This window comes from Gordonia sp. 'Campus', from assembly GCF_022206305.1.
GTDB lineage: Bacteria > Actinomycetota > Actinomycetes > Mycobacteriales > Mycobacteriaceae > Gordonia.
The window spans coordinates 78,209-95,957 of the sequence record NZ_JAKOIW010000012.1 but is presented as its reverse complement, the minus strand read 5'-3'; the positions used below and the strand labels follow the sequence as shown (position 1 = coordinate 95,957).

The window sequence follows — 17,749 nt, the reverse complement described above, 5'->3', positions numbered from 1 at the left end:
GTTCGCTGGCAGCTGCATTCCGCCGCCGTCGAGGCCCGACGAGGTCACCTGCCGAGTTGCTCGTCCAGAATGCTGGGGATGACCCCGCCGCGTCGGAGCAGGCGGCGGTCCAGGTCGGTCTCCGCGGCGACCTGTGCGTCGAAGCGGAGATCGGTCCCGTCGACCCGCCGAACCACAACCGGCACCGTCCCGCGGTCGACGGCATCGGCGGTGCCGACGATGTGCAGCCGATCTCCCGGCCGCAGGTCCTGCAGGCCGCCGTCGACGTCAGCGGGGATGAGCAACGGCAGGACGCCGACGCCGATCAGGTTGGACCGGTGGATGCGTTCGAAACTGCGCGCCAGCACGGCCCGCACTCCGAGTAGACGCACCAGCTTCGCCGCCCAGTCGCGCGAGCTGCCCATGCCGTACCGTTCACCGGCCACGATCACCACCGCGTCGCCGTCCTGCGCGTACCGGTCGGCGGCCTCCGGAAGGGACATGACCTCGCCGGTGGGTGCATGCACGGTGTGGGCAGGACCCGCATCCGGGACGAGCGCGTTGCGGACAGTCTTGTTCTGAAAACCGCCCCGCAGCATGGCTTCCCAGTTGCCGCGTCGGGACGCGTAGACGTTGAGATCGCCCGGGGCCGCGCCCCGCTCCACGAGGTATCGCCCGGTCGGACTCTCGACGTGGATCGCCCCGGCCGGCGAGATGTGGTCGGTGGTGATGTCGTCGGCAAGGACGAGCAGCGGGTGGGCGTCGTAGTCGCCCAGCATGCTGCGCGCGAAATCGTCATCGGCGAACGGGGGACGCCGCAGCGCCGTCGACGACGGGTCCCAGGGAAAGAGCGGTTCATCCGGTACATCGAGTGCGTCCCACGCGGGATTGCGCGACGCCGAGACGAAGTCGCCGACGACATCGCGCGGCCGCCGCGACGAATCCGTGAGGGCGTCGATCTCCTGAGGGCTCGGCCACAGATCGGCGAGCATCACGGCCCGTCCGTCGGCGTCGACGCCGATCGGTTCGGCGGTGGGGTCGATGGCCGCATCACCGGCGAGCGCGAAGATGATCACCATCGGCGGTGACATCAGCAGCCCCAGTTCGAGGTCCGGGTGGACGCGGCCGGGGAAGTTGCGGTTGCCGCTGAGCGCGGCAACCGGTTTGCGTGTTCCGTCAGCGGCCACCTCGGCGATCTCACGAGGTAGTCCACCCGAATTGCCGATACACGTCGCACAACCGAAGCCGACGATGTCGAATCCGACAGCGGACAGGTCGTCGACGAGACCGGCTCGCTCGAGCACGCCGGCAGCCGAGGGCGAACCCGGCGCGAGGGAGGTCTTCACATACGGCGGCACCCGCATCCCTCGCTCCCGTGCACGGCGGGCCACCAGACCCGCGGCGATGAGGAGGCGCGGGTCGGAGGTGTTGGTACAGCTCGTGATCGACGCGATGGCGACGGGGAAGGCGGGCATGTCGAAGTCGTCATCACACGGAGGAGGTGCCTCGGCACGGAAGGTCGCCGGCAGATCGGTGAGCGGCACGAGATCCTGCGGACGGCGCGGGCCGGCCACCGAGGGGACCACGGCGTCCAGGTCGATGTCGACCGTGCGGGTGAAACGCGGTACGGCGTCGGGGTCGAACCAGAGTCCGAGGCGTCGTGTGACCGACTCGACGAGGTCGCAGTGTTCGACCGAACGCCCGGTGGCGGCCAGATAATCGAGGGTCCGTGTGTCGACGGGGAAGAACCCGGTGGTGGCACCGTATTCCGGCGCCATGTTGGCGATCACCGCCCGCTCGCCCACCGTCAGCGCCGATACGCCCGGCCCGAAGAACTCGACGAATTCACCCGTGACCCCGATGTCGCGCAGACGGTGGGTGACCACCAGCGCGAGATCCGTGGCGAGCACGCCCGCGGACAACGCACCGGTCAGGCGCACACCGACCACCTCGGGGATCCGCAAGGTGGTCGGCATTCCGAACATGACCGTCTCGGCCTCCAAACCTCCGATGCCCCAACCCAGTACGCCCAGACCGTTGATCATGGGCGTATGACTGTCGGTGCCGAGCATCATGTCGGGGACCGCGTGATCGACGCCGTCGACCGTTTCCACCGTCACCACGGTGGCCAGCTGCTCGAGATTGATCGTGTGCATGATCCCGGTGCCCGGCGGGTTGATGTGGACGGTGTCCATGGTCTTCGACGCCCAGGACAGAAAGCGATACCGTTCCGCGTTGCGGCGCATGTCGTGGGCCAGGTTGACGGCGGCGGCATCGCGGCGCCCGAAGGACTCGACCGCAAGCGAATGGTCCACCGAGACCTCCACCGGCAGGCGCGGACTCAACGCCGTCGGATCCCCACCGCGGGCGGCGACCGCGTCCCGCATCGCGGCGATGTCGACGAGGGCGGGCGTGCTGGTGGTGTCGTGCATCAGCAACCGACCCGGTACATACGGGATCTCGGCGTCGCTGCTGCCGGTCGCAAGCCACCGCGCCATGTCACGCAGGGCTCGATCGCGCGTGTCGGGGTCGGCAGTGCGAGTCACGTTCTCGGCGAGCAGGCGGATCACCGTGGGCCACCGCCGGTACACATCGGCACCGACTCGCCGCTCGACGTCGACCACCGGCAGCTCGGAACCGCATTGCTCTGCTCTGCTCATTCGCCCACCATAGGTTATAACCTATAACTTGCACCACCGGTGTTAGTATCTCCGCGTCCGGGAGCGCCGGACCCCGACGCCCACGACCACCGCCCGGAGGCCCGCCATGACGACACCCGGCGGGATGTTCACCAAGAACGACTACGCATACGCCGAACTCCAGCGACGGATTCTCACCGGCGTTCTCCCGGCCGGTGCAGTGATCCCCCAGGCCAAACTCGCGGCCGAGATCGGCGTCAGCACCACGCCTCTCCGTGAGGCCATCCGCCGGCTGTCCGCCGAGGGCATGGTCGAACTCGAGGCCCACCGGGATGCTCGGGTGACCCCCGTGTCGGCCGACGAGGCACGTCACCTCTACCAGGTGCGTGAGAATCTCGATCCGCTCGCGGCGGCGCTCGCCGCGCAGACGCGGACTGCGTCCCACATCGCGGCCATCAGCGCCGCCTTCGATCGCCTGTCGCCCATCGCCAGCGCATCCGATCTCGATGCCCTTGTCCGACACCGGGAATTCCACCGCACGGTGTACCGCGCGTCGGGCAATCCCGTCCTGATCGACATCCTCGAACGGCTCTGGGACAAAGCGGACCGCTATCGGGTAATCGGCCTCTCCCACCGCGGCGACTCCCCCGACGACCGGTCGCGGGTCACCGCCGAGCACCGGGCGATCATGGAGGCTGTCGCCGACGGCGACGCCGACCGAGCGAACGCGGTCATGCGCGAGCACATCGGGAACAGCCTGGGGCGTCGCGCGATCGATGCGCTCGGCGAGGATTCCGCAACCGCCTGACAGCCCACATCAGCATTTTGTGCGATGTGGCCCGCGTCACGGTCATAGGTTATAATCTATAACACGCACTCGGCTCACCGCGCGAAAAGCGCAAAACGATACTTATGCGCCTAAGCGTGACCGTGATGCCGGTTACACGAACACTCCTGATGTGACCACCGACGTGGTTGTCCTCACATCCGATCCAGAAGCGAGAAGACGATGTTGGTAGCACTCGGCCTCGGCGAGCGACCCCGAATGGAAACGAGGAACGCATGACCTCACCACCTCCCCGTGCCGACGAACCGGCCGAGACACCGCCGGCACCGTCCACTCCGAGGCGTCTACCCACCGTCGTCAAGGCACTCGGTGCCCTGGTCGCCGCCGCGATCGTCGCCGTCGGGGTCATCGACGCGGCCGGGAGTGAGGGTGGGGCCGACGCACGTTCTCAGCTGACCCTGATCGCACCCGCCGCCGCCGGCGGAGGGTGGGACGGCGCGGCGCGCGAGATGCAGCAGGCGATGCGAGCCCAGAACATCGTCAACAACTCGCAGGTCGTCAACATCCCCGGCGCCGGCGGCACCATCGGGCTCAGCCAGTTCGCCGGGATGACCGGGGACGCCACCACGATCATGGTCATGGGCATCACGATGCTGGGGGCGATCAACATCAACGGGTCCGATGTGGATCTCGGGGACGTCACCCCGATCGCGCGCCTCGCCGATGACTACGACGTGGTCGTCGTACCGGCGGATTCGCCGATCACCAGCGTCGACGAGCTGATGGCCGCGTGGAAGAAGGACCCGAAGGGATTCACGTTCGGTGGCGGATCGCTGGGCAGCGTCGATCAGATGATCATCAGCCAGATGGCCCGCGAGAACGGTATGGACCCCGCTGCGGTCAATTACATCGCGTACTCCGGTGGCGGCGAGCTGGCGACGTCGCTCATGTCCGGGACGATCAAGGCCTCGGTCAGCGGTTACGAGGACTTCGTCGACCAGATCACCGCCGGAAACCTCCGCGCGCTGGCGATCTCGGCTCCCGCCCCGGTCCCGGCCATCGACCTGCCGACCCTGTCCGAACTGGGCTACGACGTCGCCCTCACCAACTGGCGCGGAGTGGTTGCGCCGCCGGGCATCACCGATGACCAGCGCACCGAACTCGAGGCGATCGTCACCGAGGTCGTCGAGTCGCCCGAGTGGCGAGATGCGCTGCAGCGCAACAACTGGTCCGACACGTTCACCCCGGGGAGCGGATTCACCGAGGTCATCGACCAGCAATCGGAGTTCGTCCGCGGCATCTGGGCCGATCTCGGGTACTGACCGACGACTCCGGACCTCCACCGCACAACCCCTGCCTCACCCGACATCACGGAGACACCATGACCATTCTTGTCGCCTTCGCCCACACGCCCGAAGGCCGCGCGGCGCTCGATCACGGCCGGCGCGTTGCGCGCAGCGAGAACTCGCAACTGATCATCTTCGACATGGACACCCCCGCCGTCGACGACGACGGCGGCATCCCCGAGCCGGACTTCGCTCGTGACGGAAACATCCTCGACGACATCGCGATTCGCTGGGTCGGCCATCGCCGGGAGGACTCCGATCCGGCCGCCGAACTCATCGACGTCTCCGAAGAATTGTCCGCCGATCTCATCGTCGTCGGCCTGCGCCGACGGTCGCGGGTCGGGAAGCTCCTGCTCGGCTCGAACGCGCAGCGCATCCTCATCGACGCCGAGGTCCCGGTACTCGCAGTGAAGGCAGCCCATCATGACGACTGACAACGCGGCGGCCCAGCCCGCCGACACGTCGTTCGACGACGGACCGGTGCGCGCCCGCCGACCCCTCACCGGACGGAGCGGTCTGGTCGTCGCGGGCCTGATGCTCGCGCTCGCCATCTACCTGACCGTCGGAATCATCGGCATGGAGATCCCGGGAAGCGCGGCCACTCCCGGACCGGCGTTCTTCCCGATCATCCTGACGATCTGCGCCTACCTCGTCGCCGGTCTCCTGACCGTGCAGACGCTCCGGAACCCCGACGAGCCCGATCCCGACATCGTGCCACCCGCGGCCGGACAGTGGCGCACGCAGAGCGATTGGCGTGCAATGGGTCTCGTCCTGGCCGGACTCATCGCCTTCACCGTGCTGCTGATCCCTCTGGGTTGGATCCTGTCCGCCGCACTGCTGTTCTGGATGGTCGCCCACGCCATGGGTTCCACCCGCCCGATTCTCGACATCGGGGTGTCCCTCGTCGTCTCCTGTGCCGTGCAGGCGTTCTTCTCCGCGGGCCTCGGTCTGAATCTGCCCGCCGGCATCCTGGGAGGGCTGTTCTGATGGACAACGTCTCGCTTCTGCTGGAGGGCTTCTCCCAGGCGCTCACGCCGATGAACCTGCTCTGGGTCTTCATCGGCGCGCTGCTCGGTACCGCGGTGGGGGTGCTCCCGGGTCTCGGTTCGGCGATGGCCGTCGCGCTGCTGCTCCCGGTGACCTTCACCCTCGACCCCACCGCCGCGTTCATCATGTTCGCCGGTGTGTACTTCGGCGGTCTGTTCGGTGACTCGACCATGGGCATCCTGATGAACACCCCCGGCGGGTCCACCGCCATCGCGACATCGTTCGAAGGACACCGGATGGCCAAGCGCGGGAGGGCCGCACAGGCGCTCGCCACCGCCGCCATCGGCGCTTTCATCGGCGGGATGATCGCAACGACGATCGTCGTGTTCTTTGCCCCCAAGCTGGCCGACCTCGCCATCCAGTTCGGTCCCGCAGAGTACTTCGCACTGGCCGTCTTCGCGTTCATCGCGATCGCCTCGGTGGTCTCCGACTCCGTCATCAAGGGCCTGACCGGGTTGCTCATCGGTCTGATCCTCGCGGTCGTCGGGATCGACGGGATCTCCGGCACCCAGCGTTTCACCATGGGCGCTCCCGAGTTGTTCGACGGCATCAGCATCATCGTGATCACCGTCGGCACCCTGGCCCTGGGCGAGGTCATCTATGTCGCCTCTCGCATCCATCGCACGCGTGCCCCGGACGCGGACACCGTCATCGGCCGGCCCTTCCTCAAGCGCGCCGAGTTCCGCGAGGCGCTCCCGGCGTGGTTGCGCGGCACCGGTTTCGGTGTTCCGTTCGGCGTCATCCCGGTCGGTGGCGCGGAGGTTCCCACGTTCCTCGCCTACGGAACCGAGCGGCGTCTCGACCGCAAGCGACCCGACCCCCAGTTCGGACAGGGCGCCATCCGCGGCGTCGCCGGACCGGAGGCGGCGGGCAACGCGACGTCGGGCACCGCGATGGGAGCCCTGCTCGCCATGGGCCTGCCCACGTCCGCCACCGCGGCCATCATGCTGGCAGCGTTCCAGCAGTACGGCCTGCAGCCCGGACCACTGCTCTTCGAACGCAACGCGGACCTCGTGTGGACCCTCATCGCCAGCCTGTTCATCGGCCTGGTCATGCTGCTGATCCTCAACATGCCGTTCGCCGCCATCTGGGCAAAGCTGCTGCTGATCCCCAGGCACTACCTCTACGCGGGCATCGCGGTGTTCTGCGTCCTGGGCGTCTACGCAACCTCGGCCGCGATCACCGACCTCATCCTGGTCATCGCGATCGCCTTCGTCGGATATCTGCTGCGCCGTTACGGTTTCCCGCTCGCGCCGGTCATGATCGGCGTCGTGCTCGGCCCCCTCGCCGAGACCAGCCTGCGCAACGCGATGATGTCGAGCGGCGGCGATCCGAGCGTGTTGGTGGGCAGCGCGATCACCTGGGCCCTCTACGGCGTCCTCGCTGTTGTCGTCCTGTTCACCGCGTTCCGCCGCCTGCGGATGCGGACGCGTCAGGACACGTGATGCGTACAACCACCGACCGCGCACTCATCCGTTCCCGGTTCCTCGCCGTCGACGTCGCCAATGTCGCCGATGTCCTCGACGACCTCGGCCACCGTGATCAGGCGCTCGGGACCGACTTCACCTGCGTGGCGGGGCGCGAACGCCTGGCCGGGTGGGCGTTCACCATCTCGGGCGCGATGAGCGACGAGCCGGGTCGGGACCCGCTGAAAGCGCAGGCGTGCAACGAGATCGGCCCGGACGAGGTCTCGGTGTGGGAGGGGAACGGACGTGGTGTCTGCTACTTCGGTGAACTCGTCGCGATCGGGATGATGCAGCGGGGTTCCCCCGGCGCAGTGCTCGACGGCGGTGTCCGCGACCGGAAATGGCTGCACGAGATCGGCTTCACGACATTTTCGCGCTACCCGACGTCGGTCCAGACCAGCGGCCGCTGGCGCGTCAGCGCGTGGCAGCAGTCCGTCACCCTGCCGGGCGCGTCCGGGCAACCGGTCGTCATCGAACCCGGGGACTTCATCCTCGGCGACGACGACGGTGTCATCGTCATCCCCGCCGCGCTCGTCGACGTCGTGCTCGAGGCCGCCGAGACCATGACGGACAAGGAAATCGACGTCCGTGCGGCGATCCGCAACGGTATGACCCTCGCCGACGCGATGACGGAGTTCGGCCGCATCTGAACTCCCGCCCTCTGCGGAGCGCAGCTTCAGCTCCGCTCCCTGAGGAGGCCGGAGCCTACGGAGGCCGTCTCGAAGGGTCGTGGCGAGATGCGTCGCCAACCCTTCGTGGCTCGTCGCTATCGCTCCTCGCACCTCAGGGAGCAGGAGCTATGCGGCGCATTCGGATCAGGGAGCAGGAGTTATGCGGCCCTTTCGGATCAGGGACCAGGAGTTACACGGCCCTTTCGGATCAGGGAGCCGGGGGTGACGTGCGCTCCCGGACCTCCCGCTCCAGGTAATCCAGGTTCTGCCGCATCTGGGCGATGAGGCGATCGGCCCCGGAGACCGCGGTGTCCGCTTCCGGATCGACCACCGTATTGACCGCCATGTCGGCGAGTTGCCGCGCGACCTTGCGATCGGACTCGGCATCGCCCGGATGATGCCACCAGGCAAGCCAATTCAGCATTCCGATGATTCCGAGCGCGGAGACCCGCGGATCGGCGGGACGGAACCTTCCCTGGGCGATCCCCTCCTCGACGACCGCGACCAGCTCTTTGAGGACCCGCCGGCGGCTCTGGCGGTAGGTCTCGGCCAGAGCCGGCGGCAGCTCGGCCTCCGACCGGATGAGGAGACGGAACCGGTCCAGGGTCTGGGTCTGGTGGAGTGCGATGGACATCGCCATCTCGTGGACCTTCCCGACGGGGTCGAGATCCGTGCGCTGATTGATCTCGTGCAGCAGGATCGCCGGTTCCTCGGCGATCTCGCTGACCAGCCGGGCGAACAGTTCGTCCTTGTTGGCCACATAGTGATAGAGCGCCGGGCGGGTGAGACCGGTGGCGTCGGCGATGTCCTGCAGCGTGGTGCTGGCCAGCCCGCGCTCGGCGAACAACCGGGTCGCCTGCTCCATGATCTCGCGTTCGACCAGCTCACGACGAGAATTGCTGCGTCCACTCCGCCCACCTGGCGTGGACGATTCCTGGGGGGTCGAGCTGGTCATAGGCGAAGAATAGTGCGTTCGGCCTCGGTGTTCCGTTCCACCTCGCGCAGTTCATCCACCGCAGCGCCATCCCCCACAGCTTCATCCGCCACGGCCGCGTCGGTCACGAACACCAGATCGGCGCGGAGGCTCACCAGACCGGCGACGAGATCGTCGTACGAGCTGCCCGGAGCCTCGACGACGACGAGAGCGCCGGTCTCCCGACGCAGGCGCTCCCCGACGTCGAGTCTGGTCAGCACCGCGTCGCGATCGCCACGCCCGGTCAACCACACGACGGTCGCGTGCGCCGCCTCGGCGACCAGACGTCCTGCCCCTGGGCCCCACGCGGAGTCGACATCCACGTCGAGCCGCAGGGTTCCGGGCTCGGAACGCAGCTGCACGGGGGCTCCACGGCTCGGGAAGGACCACGGTCCGCGTACCAGCGGTTGTGCGACGATCCACTGCGCGGTCGCGGCGTCGGGGACGGACGCGGGATCGACGTCGGCGTAGGCGGCCAGACCTCGCCGGGCCACCTCGGGTGCCGAGGCCGCGAAGCGGTCGATCCCCACCTTCCCCGCGCGGGTCATGTAGGCGATCATCAGCTGGTCCACCGGCATGTCCGCACGACGCGGGAACGATTCCCACCACTGCTCGCTCCGGGTCGCTATCGACTGCAGGTATTCGACATTCGGCCGCCGCGCCGATTCGTAGGCCGACAGGGCCTCGTCGAGCGTCGTCGCATGCCGCACCGCGCGGTCGAGCTCGATCGCGTCCTCCATCGCGAGTTTGGTTCCCGACCCGATCGAGTAGTGCGCGGTGTGCGCCGCATCCCCGAGCAGCACGACGTTTCCGGTGTGCCACCGGTTGCACGTCACGGTGCGAAAGCGCAGCCACCGGGTTCGGTTGCCGATGAGACGATGACCGTCGAGCGCGTCCGCGAACGCTTCCTGGAGATAGGCCAGTGCGGTCTCGTCGCTGTCGGCGACGCCCGTAGCCTCGGTCGAGACGTCGAAACCCGCTCGACGCCAGGTGGTCTCGTCCGTCTCGATCAGGAACGTGCTGCGGTCCGACGCATACGGGTAGGCGTGGGCGACGAAGGTGCCGTGTTCGGTGGTCACCGGCGTGAAGATGGCACTCGGCAACGCGAAGTCCGTTCCGCACCAGAGGTACAGGCCTTCGCCGGTACTGATGGCCGGACCCAGGTCGTCGGCGAGATCGGTGCGGGTGGCGCTGTTGACGCCGTCGGCGGCGACGATGAGATCGGCGTCGAGGTCGGCGACCGACCTGCGCGCGCCGAACTCCAACCGCACACCCGCGGCCGTGGCATGGTCCTGCAGCACCTCCAGCAGCGTCGTCCGTGCGATCGCAAGCAGCTCGCCGTGCGACAGGCGCGCCACATGGTCGCCTACCCGCATCGACATCTCGTGCGGATGTGACACGGCGACGATCGCGTCGAGCGAGTCGGGATCGGCCTGGCGGAGGTTGCGTTGGGTCCGAGACGCCAGGCCGACGCCGAATCCGAAAGTGGTGTCGGGCGAGCCCTGTTCGTACACGGTCACCTCGGCATCGGGGTGGCTTCGCTTGAGCAGGCGCGCTGCGTACAGCCCACCCGGACCGCCACCGAGCACGGCGATTCGACTGAGTTTCATCGTTTCTTCCTCACTGATCAGTTCGCTCGAGCTTCGCCACGACGTCGGCGCGGAGGCGCTTCTTGTCGATCTTCCCGACGTTCGTCTGAGGTAGTTCCGGTACGTGCTCGAGCCGCTCGGGCCACTTGAACTTGGCCACGCCCAGCTCTTCGAGGTGTGCGCGAACACTCGCCATCGACACCGGCTCGCCGTCCGCGGTGACCAGGTATGCGCACGTCCGCTCACCCAGCCTCGGGTCGGGCATGGCGACGACGGCGGCGTTGCGCACCCGCGGATGGGTCACGAGCAGCTGTTCGATCTCCTCGGCGTTGATCTTCTCGCCACCGCGATTGATGAGGTCCTTGATTCGCCCCTCGACGGAGACATGGCGCTCGCCGTCGACGAGCACGACCTTCGCGAGATCCCCGGTCCGGTAGAAGCCGTCGGTCGTGAACGCGGCCCGGTTGTGTTCGCGTGCGTCGAAGTAACCGGGGATCGTGTACGGACCCCGGCAGGACAGCTCGCCGACCTCACCGTCGGCCACCTCGACCTCCGAGCCGGGTTCGAGAATCCGGATCTCGTCTCGCGAGGCGATCGGGGTGCCGACCGTGGTCAGCCGCGACTCCTCCGGAGCGTTCCGGGGAGAGACCGTGAACATGCCTTCGGACATCCCGAAAAGCTGTCCGACCCAGCGTGTTCGGCCACCGGCCCGGTCGAAGAGCTCGCGACCGGGCTTGGCGCCGGACAGGATGACGTTGCGCAGGAACGCGCTCGGCTCGTCGAACTCGGGGCCGGCGACGGCCTGATAGTGCCCGTGTCCGATCAGGACATCCGTCGCCCGTTCCCGTGCCATGAGCGGGAACGCCTTCGACACGTCCGCGGTCGCGAGGACGAGACAAGCTCCCACCGAGTGCGCGGCATGAAGTCCACAGCTGATGCCCGCGTTGTGGATGATCGGGATCAGGTGCGCGACGCGCGTCTCCTCGGTCCACCCCAGACGCCGTGCGTACAGCAGGGCGTTGTCCCAGTACTCGACGTGCAGACGTGGGATCACCTTCGGCACACCGGTGGTGCCGCCCGACAACTGGAACGCGCAGACGTCGAGCGGGTCGATGCCGGACTGGACCGACTCGACCCGCGCTCGCGCCTCCGCCGGCGGGGTGTCGGCCCCGAGGGTCTCCACCGGGTGCGTTCCATCCTCACCGCCGACTGCGCCGACCGTGAGGATGGAGCGCAGCGTCGGGTGGCCCTGGGCCTGCTGCCGCGCGAACTCGACGAGGTCGAAACCGAGTCCGGCCTCGACGACGTGTCCGACCGCGCCGACCGCACGGGAGATGTGGCCGATCTCGTGCGCACGGTGCGCCGCCAGCGTCGCCACCGGCACCAGCCCCGCTTTGACACATCCGTACCAGACGAGGACCGTCTCGATCCTGTTCCCGGTCTGGAAGAGCACCGGGTCGCCGGGTACCAGGCCGAGATCGAGCAGTCCCGCCGCGATCCGATCGGTGCGGGTTCCCAACTCGGCGTATGTCATCGAGGCCACATCGGTCACCACGGCGGGACGATCGGGGAAGCGGTCGACGGTGTCCTGTAGACGTCGAGCCAGCGGACGGTCGGTCCACTCACCCGCCTGCCGGTAGACCGCGGCGCGGTCCGCCGGGTACCCGACCAGTCGGTCGCCCCAGCGTGACCGACCAGGTCCCGGAGTCCGGGCCGACGATCGCTCGGGGGTGGAGGTCACCGTCATCGACCCGCCACCGCTGGGAGCAGTTGCGCGAGCTCGGCGATGTGGTCGGGATGGTCGACCGGCACGATGCCTGAGTAGACGGCCGTGAAGCACCCCGGGCAGCACTGCTGCCGGAACACCACGTCGGTGTCGACGTATTCGCGGGGATCGGAGGTGACCTGCGGACCGGCGTCGCTCGACGGGCCGTCGTAGCGTGCCAGGTCGAGCCGGCCGGACTTGCTGTCGCCCAACAGCCTTCCGCAGTGTGCGCAGCCCACGACGCGGGCATCGCCGATCGTGGCCTCGACCAGGTTGTCGTCCAGACGTCGGGCGCGATCCAGGTCCAGGGTCGCCTCTTGTCCGGACGGGAGCTCCGAGCGGTTTCGGCGAATCTCGCGCAATTGTGCCCGCTTCTCCTCGGTCCGCGAGTCGTCGACCCGGCCGTCGGCGAGTACGACGCCGTACGTCTCCTCGGCACCGGCGAGGGTCACTTTGCCGTTGCGCACGTCCGTCGCCACGGCTTCCGGCTCGCGGTGCAACGGGTCGCCATAACCGCCCCCGCCCTGCCAGTGCATGTACAGCACCTCACCGGGGGCGAGGTAACTCTCGTCGTAGCACGCGCCGATCTCCTTGTTCCCGGCCAGTTCGTCCATCGAACCGGGAATCCGCCCCTGTGCCAACAACTCCTGCACACCCGAATCACGCGCGAGAATCTCCAGGCCGGTGTTGCCGGGCAGGCCGCCCGCCAACCCGGAGTTCTGGGCCACCGCCTTGCCCGCCGAGGCGAACACGAGTCCCATCGGCAAACTGGTGCCGTACGGCGTCACGGCCAACGACGCCGACACACCGCCGCGATGCCGCCCCGGGCCGCCGGAGTCGGGCTCCTCCCGGCGCCACAGGGTGAGCAGCGGGTAGAGGAACTCCGTCATCTCGGTGTCGGGGATGCGCCCCATCGGGATGCAGAACAGGCCACCGGTGTCCATACCGTCGGCGACCGGCCTCGCTCCGTACCCGCCGGCCATCGGCTCCATCATGATGTTGAGGAACGGCACCGGTTGCTCACCGCGCTCGTCGAGGCCCGCGACCACCGCGGTGTCCCACGTACCGCAACACGACGCCTGCACGTTCTTGCCGAACTCGAGGTGGCGGTCCAACATCTGGGCCAGACACTCCGCGATCAGGTTGCCGGTGAGCCAGGCCGGGCCGATCGGTCCGCGGCTCACCGCGGCCGGGAAGGTCGCGTTGTTGATCGTCCCCTCCTCGGCCACCAGATCGAAGCATCGCATCAGACCGCCTGCCGACCAGGGGATGTCACCGGCGAGGATGGGGAGCAGCGCCAGCATCACCCCGCCGCGCATGCCCGCGTACGTGCAGTTGATGACGCCCGTCTGCGGGTCGGTACCGGTGAAGTCGAACTCGAGGTGGTCATCTGTCTTTGTCATGGCGACGGTGATCTTGTGGACACCGCGGTCGCCGGTCTGGGACTGGTCCTGGTACCCGGTGGCATGCCAGGTGCCGTCCGGCAGGTCGGACAGCTTCGTTCGCAGCCGCCCCTCGGCGTCGGACATCATCCGCTTCATGACGGCCTTGACCGTGTCTGCCCCGTACTGCTCGATGACCGCGAGCAACCGGTCACTTCCGACACTGTTCGCACCGATCTTGGCGCGCAGGTCGAGCCCGACGAGCATCGGGACCCGACTCCGCCGGACCCACACGTCGGCGACGTCGCGCTGCAGCTCGTAATCGCGAACAACCTTGATGGGCGGCGTCGGAAGCGACTCGGAGAACACGTCTTTGGCTGCCGGGTCGAATGAGCCCAGTCCGGATCCGCCGAGGTCGGGCTCGTGGCAGATCGCACTCGTCCAGGCGAACAGCTTGCCGTCGTGGAAGACGGGCTGGTAGACGATCACATCGCTCTGATGCAGTCCGCCACCGACCCACGGGTCGTTGCACAGGAACATGTCACCCTCGGCGATGCCCGGATTGAGCGAACGGTGCTGCAGGGTCCAGTAGATCGCGAGGTCCACGGCGCCGACCAGCATGGTGTTGTACAGCCCGACCTGGACCTCTTGGCCCAGTTCGTCGCTGACGGCGAAGTCGAAGTCGTTGGCATCGGTCACGATCGGCGATCCCGACATCCGTTTGAGGGCTTCACCCATCTCGTCGGTGACCGACCACAACCGGTGCCGGATCACCTCGTACGTGAGCGGGTCGAGTGCATCGATCTGTTCCTGCGAGACGGTGTGCACCGGCAACGACGGCGGCAGGGATCGGGCCAGCGCGTCGAGATCGGTGGGTCGGCTCGAGAAGACCTCCGAGCCGGGAATGGGTGCGGTCATGAGAGCGACTCCTGTGGTTGCTGCTGGTGGTCGGTCATGCGGGATCGACGGTGATGTTCAGGTTGCCCAGACGGTCGGTCTCACCGGTGGTGTCATGCGGAACCACCACCGTCGTGGTGGGCACCTCGATGACGGCGGGTCCACGGATGATGTGGCCCGCTCGCAGTCCGGCATAGTCGTAGATGTCGGTGTCGACGAAGCCGCGCCGGCCGTCGAGACAGACCTTGCGCACACCCACGTGGGCCGACGACGGGTCGGTGGTGTCGGAGGTTGCCAGTTCGGGCAGCTCCGGCGAGAACGGGAGGACACCCGTGCCGCGTACGCGGTAGGTGATGGCCTGGATGCCCGCCTCGCGGAATCCGCTGTCCTTTCCGTAGAGGTCCGCGTACTTCTTCTCGAATGCCTCTGCGGCGGCGACGATCTCCGTCGACGTCAGCGAACCGTCGGGTAGCGGGGTCGCGACCTCGGCCAGCTGCATGCTGTATCGCATGTCGATCTCCCGCTCGATCTCGATGGCGGCGAACTGCAGGCCCTGACGGTCGAGCTGACCGCGTACCTGTTCCTCGAGGACCTTGAAGTTCTCCTCCACCCGGGCAGGGTCGACCGGCATCGCTGCCGGGTCCGAGAGTTCCTTGGCGAGAACGATGTTCGACGACGCCAGGCCGTAGGCGGAGAAGGCGGACGCCACCTGACCGAGCGGTACGACGACCCGGGACACCCCGATCTCCTGCGCGTACAGGCCGCAGTGCGCCGGGCCCGAACCGCCGAACGCGTAGACGATGAAGTTGCGGGGATCGTGACCGGCCTCGACGACCGTCTTGCGCAACAGATCTCCGGTCTGGGCGTTCTGCACCGCATAGATGGCGGCGGCGGCCTCTTCCACCGACAGGCCGAGGGGTTCGGCGATGCGGGTGCGGATCGCCTCGCGGGCGAGCTGCAGATCGAGCGCCTTGCGACCACCCAGCAAGCCGCGCTCGGGCAGGATGCCGAGGACGAGGTTGGCGTCGGTGTTGGTCGGTTCGGTCCCGCCTTGCCCATAGCAGGCCGGACCCGGCACGGCCTGCGCGCTGTGGGGTCCGATCTGGAGGTTGCCGCCGGCATCGATCCAGGCGATCGCGCCGCCGCCGGCGCCGATCGCATGGACCTCGAGCGTCGGGACGTTGATCGGGTGATGGTTGATGATCGTCGTCGACGACCGGACCGGCTCGCCGTCGACGACGAGCCCGACGAGGAAGGTCGTGCCGCCCGCGTCGGTGGCGATGATGTTGTCGTGGCCGAGCTGCCGACCGAGTGACACCGACCCGACCACCCCGCCGGTCAGCACCGAGCCGACGGTCGAGATGGCGTTGCCCGGCGCTTCGGACGCGGCGACGGCGCCGCCGTTGCTCTGCATCACGAGGAGGGGACCGGCGAGCTGATGGTCGCGCAACCTGCCCTCGAGTTCGCCGAGGTAGTCCCGGAGGCCCGGACCGATCTGGGTGCTCATCACCGTGGTCGCGTTGCGCGCGAACTCCCGGATCCGTGGACTCACCTCGCTCGACAGCGAGACGAACACGGTGGGGTCGATCTCGGCGACGATCTCGCGAATCCGCCGTTCGTGGGCGGGGTTACGGAACGACCACAGCAGCGAGACGGCGATTGCGGTGATCCCGTCGTCGAGCAGCTGACGGACCGCAGCGCGCACCTCGTCCTCGTCCAGCGCGACCACGACGCGACCGTCACGGTCCATGCGCTCGGTGACCTCGAGCGCATGACGTTTGTGGATCAACCCGTGAGACTTGCTCTGCGCGAGCACGTTCTGCAGCTGCTCGGGTGAACGTCCGAGGTAGCGTCCCTCCACGTTCATGATGAAGATCGAGTCGCGATGCCCTTTGGTCGTGATGAATCCGACGTCCGGCACCCGGCCCATGACGAGCGCGTTCAGCGACGACGTGGTGCCGTGCGCGATGTGGTGGGTGTCGGCGAGCATGTCGTCGAGCGGGCGGCCGAGTTGCTCGGCGAGGACGGTCAGGACGTCCATCACCCCCGCGGAGTAGTCGGGCGGCGTCGAAGGCGCCTTGCCGGCCACCACCAGTCCGTTGCCGTCGTCGAGGACGGCGTCGGTGAACGTTCCGCCGACGTCCACACCGATCACGTATGTCATGGCCAGATACTCCTTCGTGGTTCGGGCCGCGGGGCCCGTCAGGCTTGTTTACGTTGGCGTTGAGTATTCGACGTGTTCGACCAGGTGTCAAGCATCGGATATGAGCTGCGTCACCCATGATTGTCCCCTGTCTCGGCATCACTGCAGCTCACGGCGCCGACCGGCGCCGCTTGACGAATCTTCATATGCGTCGAATAATCGTCGTCAGCGTCAACGTGACGCCGTCGGCCGCGATCTGCGCCGCAATCGAAAGGACCGCCCATGGGTGTTCACCGCATCGGGCTCGTGGTGCCGAGCTCCAACGTCACCGTCGAGACCGAGATGCCGGCCCTCCTCAACCGGCACCCGGTGTCGGAGTTCTCGTTCCACTCGACCCGGATGAGAATGCACACCGTGTCGCCGGAACAGCTCGCCGCGATGAACGCCCAACGCGAGCGGTGCGTGCTGGAGATCGCCGACGCCTCGCCCGACGCGATCCTCTACGCGTGCCTCATCGCACTGATGGTCGGCGGGCCGGGTGAACACCAGCGCGTGGAGGGCGCCGTGGCCGAACAACTCGCCGCCGGCGGCTCCGAGGCGATCATCCGGTCCAGCGCCGGTGCTCTCGTCGAAGCCCTCCGGGCCCTGGACGCCCGCCGCATCGCCCTCGTCACCCCGTACCTACGGCCTCTCGCCGAGAAGGTCGTCGAGTACCTCGACGCCGAGGGATTCGAGGTGATGGACTGGCGGGCGCTCGAAGTCGCCGACAACGCCGAGGTCGGGTGCATCCCCGGCGAACGGGTCATGACCGCGGCCCGGTCCCTCGAACTGGACGGCGTCGACGCGCTGGTGCTGTCCTGCTGCGTCCAGATGCCGTCGCTGGGCCTGATCGACGACGCCGAGCGCGAGTTCGGCCTGCCCGTTTTGTCGGCGGCGACCGCCGGCGCCTACAGCATCCTGCGCGGGCTCGGGCTCTCGGCATCCATCGAGGGTGCCGGCAGCCTTCTGCGTGCCGACATCGCCACCGTCCCCGCCTGATCCCCGTCCCCTATTTCTCCATCCCCT

13 protein-coding genes are annotated in these 17,749 nt (G+C 67.9%); 7 read left to right on the top strand and 6 right to left on the bottom strand.

Annotated elements, in window-relative coordinates; genetic code table 11:
- Positions 1–44: 44 nt before the first annotated feature.
- Positions 45–2,639 (bottom strand): aconitate hydratase AcnA, encoded by a 2,595-nt coding sequence (gene acnA, locus MAY35_RS14380; RefSeq protein WP_238421981.1) that lies wholly within the window; start codon positions 2,637–2,639, stop codon positions 45–47.
- A 106-nt stretch (positions 2,640–2,745) separates the two neighbouring features.
- Here acnA and MAY35_RS14375 point away from each other — a divergent pair, with 106 nt between their 5' ends.
- The 6 genes from MAY35_RS14375 to MAY35_RS14350 all read left to right on the top strand — a co-directional run bounded on the left by MAY35_RS14375 (position 2,746) and on the right by MAY35_RS14350 (position 7,914).
- A complete protein-coding gene (locus tag MAY35_RS14375; RefSeq protein WP_238421980.1) occupies positions 2,746–3,426 on the top strand; it encodes a GntR family transcriptional regulator in 681 nt (226 codons plus the stop codon).
- Positions 3,427–3,680: 254 nt separating this feature from the next.
- Positions 3,681–4,727 carry a tripartite tricarboxylate transporter substrate binding protein gene (locus MAY35_RS14370; RefSeq protein ID WP_238421979.1) on the top strand — a complete coding sequence of 349 codons (1,047 nt, stop codon included), beginning with the start codon at positions 3,681–3,683 and terminating at the stop codon, positions 4,725–4,727.
- A gap of 59 nt (positions 4,728–4,786) precedes the next feature.
- Complete coding sequence (locus MAY35_RS14365; RefSeq protein ID WP_238421978.1) at positions 4,787–5,185, top strand: universal stress protein; 399 nt, start codon at positions 4,787–4,789, stop codon at positions 5,183–5,185.
- On the top strand, positions 5,175–5,738 hold the full coding sequence (locus MAY35_RS14360; protein ID WP_238421977.1) for a tripartite tricarboxylate transporter TctB family protein: 564 nt from the start codon (positions 5,175–5,177) through the stop codon (positions 5,736–5,738). The genes MAY35_RS14365 and MAY35_RS14360 overlap by 11 nt, the downstream gene beginning before the upstream one ends.
- Positions 5,738–7,243, top strand: a complete 1,506-nt coding sequence (locus MAY35_RS14355; protein ID WP_238421976.1) for a tripartite tricarboxylate transporter permease — start codon at positions 5,738–5,740, stop codon at positions 7,241–7,243. Before MAY35_RS14360 ends, MAY35_RS14355 begins: the two co-directional genes overlap by 1 nt.
- Positions 7,243–7,914 (top strand): RraA family protein, encoded by a 672-nt coding sequence (locus MAY35_RS14350; protein ID WP_238421975.1) that lies wholly within the window; start codon positions 7,243–7,245, stop codon positions 7,912–7,914. The genes MAY35_RS14355 and MAY35_RS14350 overlap by 1 nt, the downstream gene beginning before the upstream one ends.
- Positions 7,915–8,143: 229 nt before the next feature.
- On the opposite strand, the gene MAY35_RS14345 is transcribed toward MAY35_RS14350, so the two are convergent.
- From MAY35_RS14345 to MAY35_RS14325, 5 genes are read right to left on the bottom strand one after another with little or no spacing between them, the layout of a single operon-like run.
- A complete protein-coding gene (locus MAY35_RS14345; RefSeq protein ID WP_238421974.1) occupies positions 8,144–8,890 on the bottom strand; it encodes a TetR/AcrR family transcriptional regulator in 747 nt (248 codons plus the stop codon).
- Positions 8,887–10,518 carry an FAD-dependent monooxygenase gene (locus tag MAY35_RS14340; RefSeq protein ID WP_238421973.1) on the bottom strand — a complete coding sequence of 544 codons (1,632 nt, stop codon included), beginning with the start codon at positions 10,516–10,518 and terminating at the stop codon, positions 8,887–8,889. The genes MAY35_RS14345 and MAY35_RS14340 overlap by 4 nt, the downstream gene beginning before the upstream one ends.
- Positions 10,519–10,528: 10 nt before the next feature.
- Positions 10,529–12,244 (bottom strand): (2,3-dihydroxybenzoyl)adenylate synthase, encoded by a 1,716-nt coding sequence (locus MAY35_RS14335; protein ID WP_238421972.1) that lies wholly within the window; start codon positions 12,242–12,244, stop codon positions 10,529–10,531.
- Positions 12,241–14,562 carry a hydantoinase B/oxoprolinase family protein gene (locus MAY35_RS14330; RefSeq protein ID WP_238421971.1) on the bottom strand — a complete coding sequence of 774 codons (2,322 nt, stop codon included), beginning with the start codon at positions 14,560–14,562 and terminating at the stop codon, positions 12,241–12,243. Before MAY35_RS14330 ends, MAY35_RS14335 begins: the two co-directional genes overlap by 4 nt.
- A 34-nt stretch (positions 14,563–14,596) precedes the next feature.
- Positions 14,597–16,705 (bottom strand): hydantoinase/oxoprolinase family protein, encoded by a 2,109-nt coding sequence (locus tag MAY35_RS14325; protein WP_238421970.1) that lies wholly within the window; start codon positions 16,703–16,705, stop codon positions 14,597–14,599.
- A 261-nt stretch (positions 16,706–16,966) separates the two neighbouring features.
- Between MAY35_RS14325 and MAY35_RS14320 the strand changes: the two genes are divergently transcribed.
- On the top strand, positions 16,967–17,722 hold the full coding sequence (locus MAY35_RS14320; protein WP_238421969.1) for a maleate cis-trans isomerase: 756 nt from the start codon (positions 16,967–16,969) through the stop codon (positions 17,720–17,722).
- Positions 17,723–17,749: the final 27 nt, after the last annotated feature.

Excerpts from the sequence above, each read along its gene's own strand:
- MAY35_RS14330 (WP_238421971.1), bottom strand. The coding sequence starts at position 14,562 with ATGACCGCACCCATTCCCGGCTCGGAGGTCTTCTCGAGCCGACCCACC.
- MAY35_RS14360 (WP_238421977.1), top strand. The coding sequence starts at position 5,175 with ATGACGACTGACAACGCGGCGGCCCAGCCCGCCGACACGTCGTTCGAC.
- MAY35_RS14365 (WP_238421978.1), top strand. The coding sequence starts at position 4,787 with ATGACCATTCTTGTCGCCTTCGCCCACACGCCCGAAGGCCGCGCGGCG.
- MAY35_RS14370 (WP_238421979.1), top strand. The coding sequence starts at position 3,681 with ATGACCTCACCACCTCCCCGTGCCGACGAACCGGCCGAGACACCGCCG.
- MAY35_RS14325 (WP_238421970.1), bottom strand. The coding sequence starts at position 16,705 with ATGACATACGTGATCGGTGTGGACGTCGGCGGAACGTTCACCGACGCC.
- MAY35_RS14375 (WP_238421980.1), top strand. The coding sequence starts at position 2,746 with ATGACGACACCCGGCGGGATGTTCACCAAGAACGACTACGCATACGCC.
- acnA (WP_238421981.1), bottom strand. The coding sequence starts at position 2,639 with ATGAGCAGAGCAGAGCAATGCGGTTCCGAGCTGCCGGTGGTCGACGTC.
- MAY35_RS14355 (WP_238421976.1), top strand. The coding sequence starts at position 5,738 with ATGGACAACGTCTCGCTTCTGCTGGAGGGCTTCTCCCAGGCGCTCACG.
- MAY35_RS14340 (WP_238421973.1), bottom strand. The coding sequence starts at position 10,518 with ATGAAACTCAGTCGAATCGCCGTGCTCGGTGGCGGTCCGGGTGGGCTG.
- MAY35_RS14335 (WP_238421972.1), bottom strand. The coding sequence starts at position 12,244 with ATGACGGTGACCTCCACCCCCGAGCGATCGTCGGCCCGGACTCCGGGA.
- MAY35_RS14320 (WP_238421969.1), top strand. The coding sequence starts at position 16,967 with ATGGGTGTTCACCGCATCGGGCTCGTGGTGCCGAGCTCCAACGTCACC.
- MAY35_RS14345 (WP_238421974.1), bottom strand. The coding sequence starts at position 8,890 with ATGACCAGCTCGACCCCCCAGGAATCGTCCACGCCAGGTGGGCGGAGT.
- MAY35_RS14350 (WP_238421975.1), top strand. The coding sequence starts at position 7,243 with ATGCGTACAACCACCGACCGCGCACTCATCCGTTCCCGGTTCCTCGCC.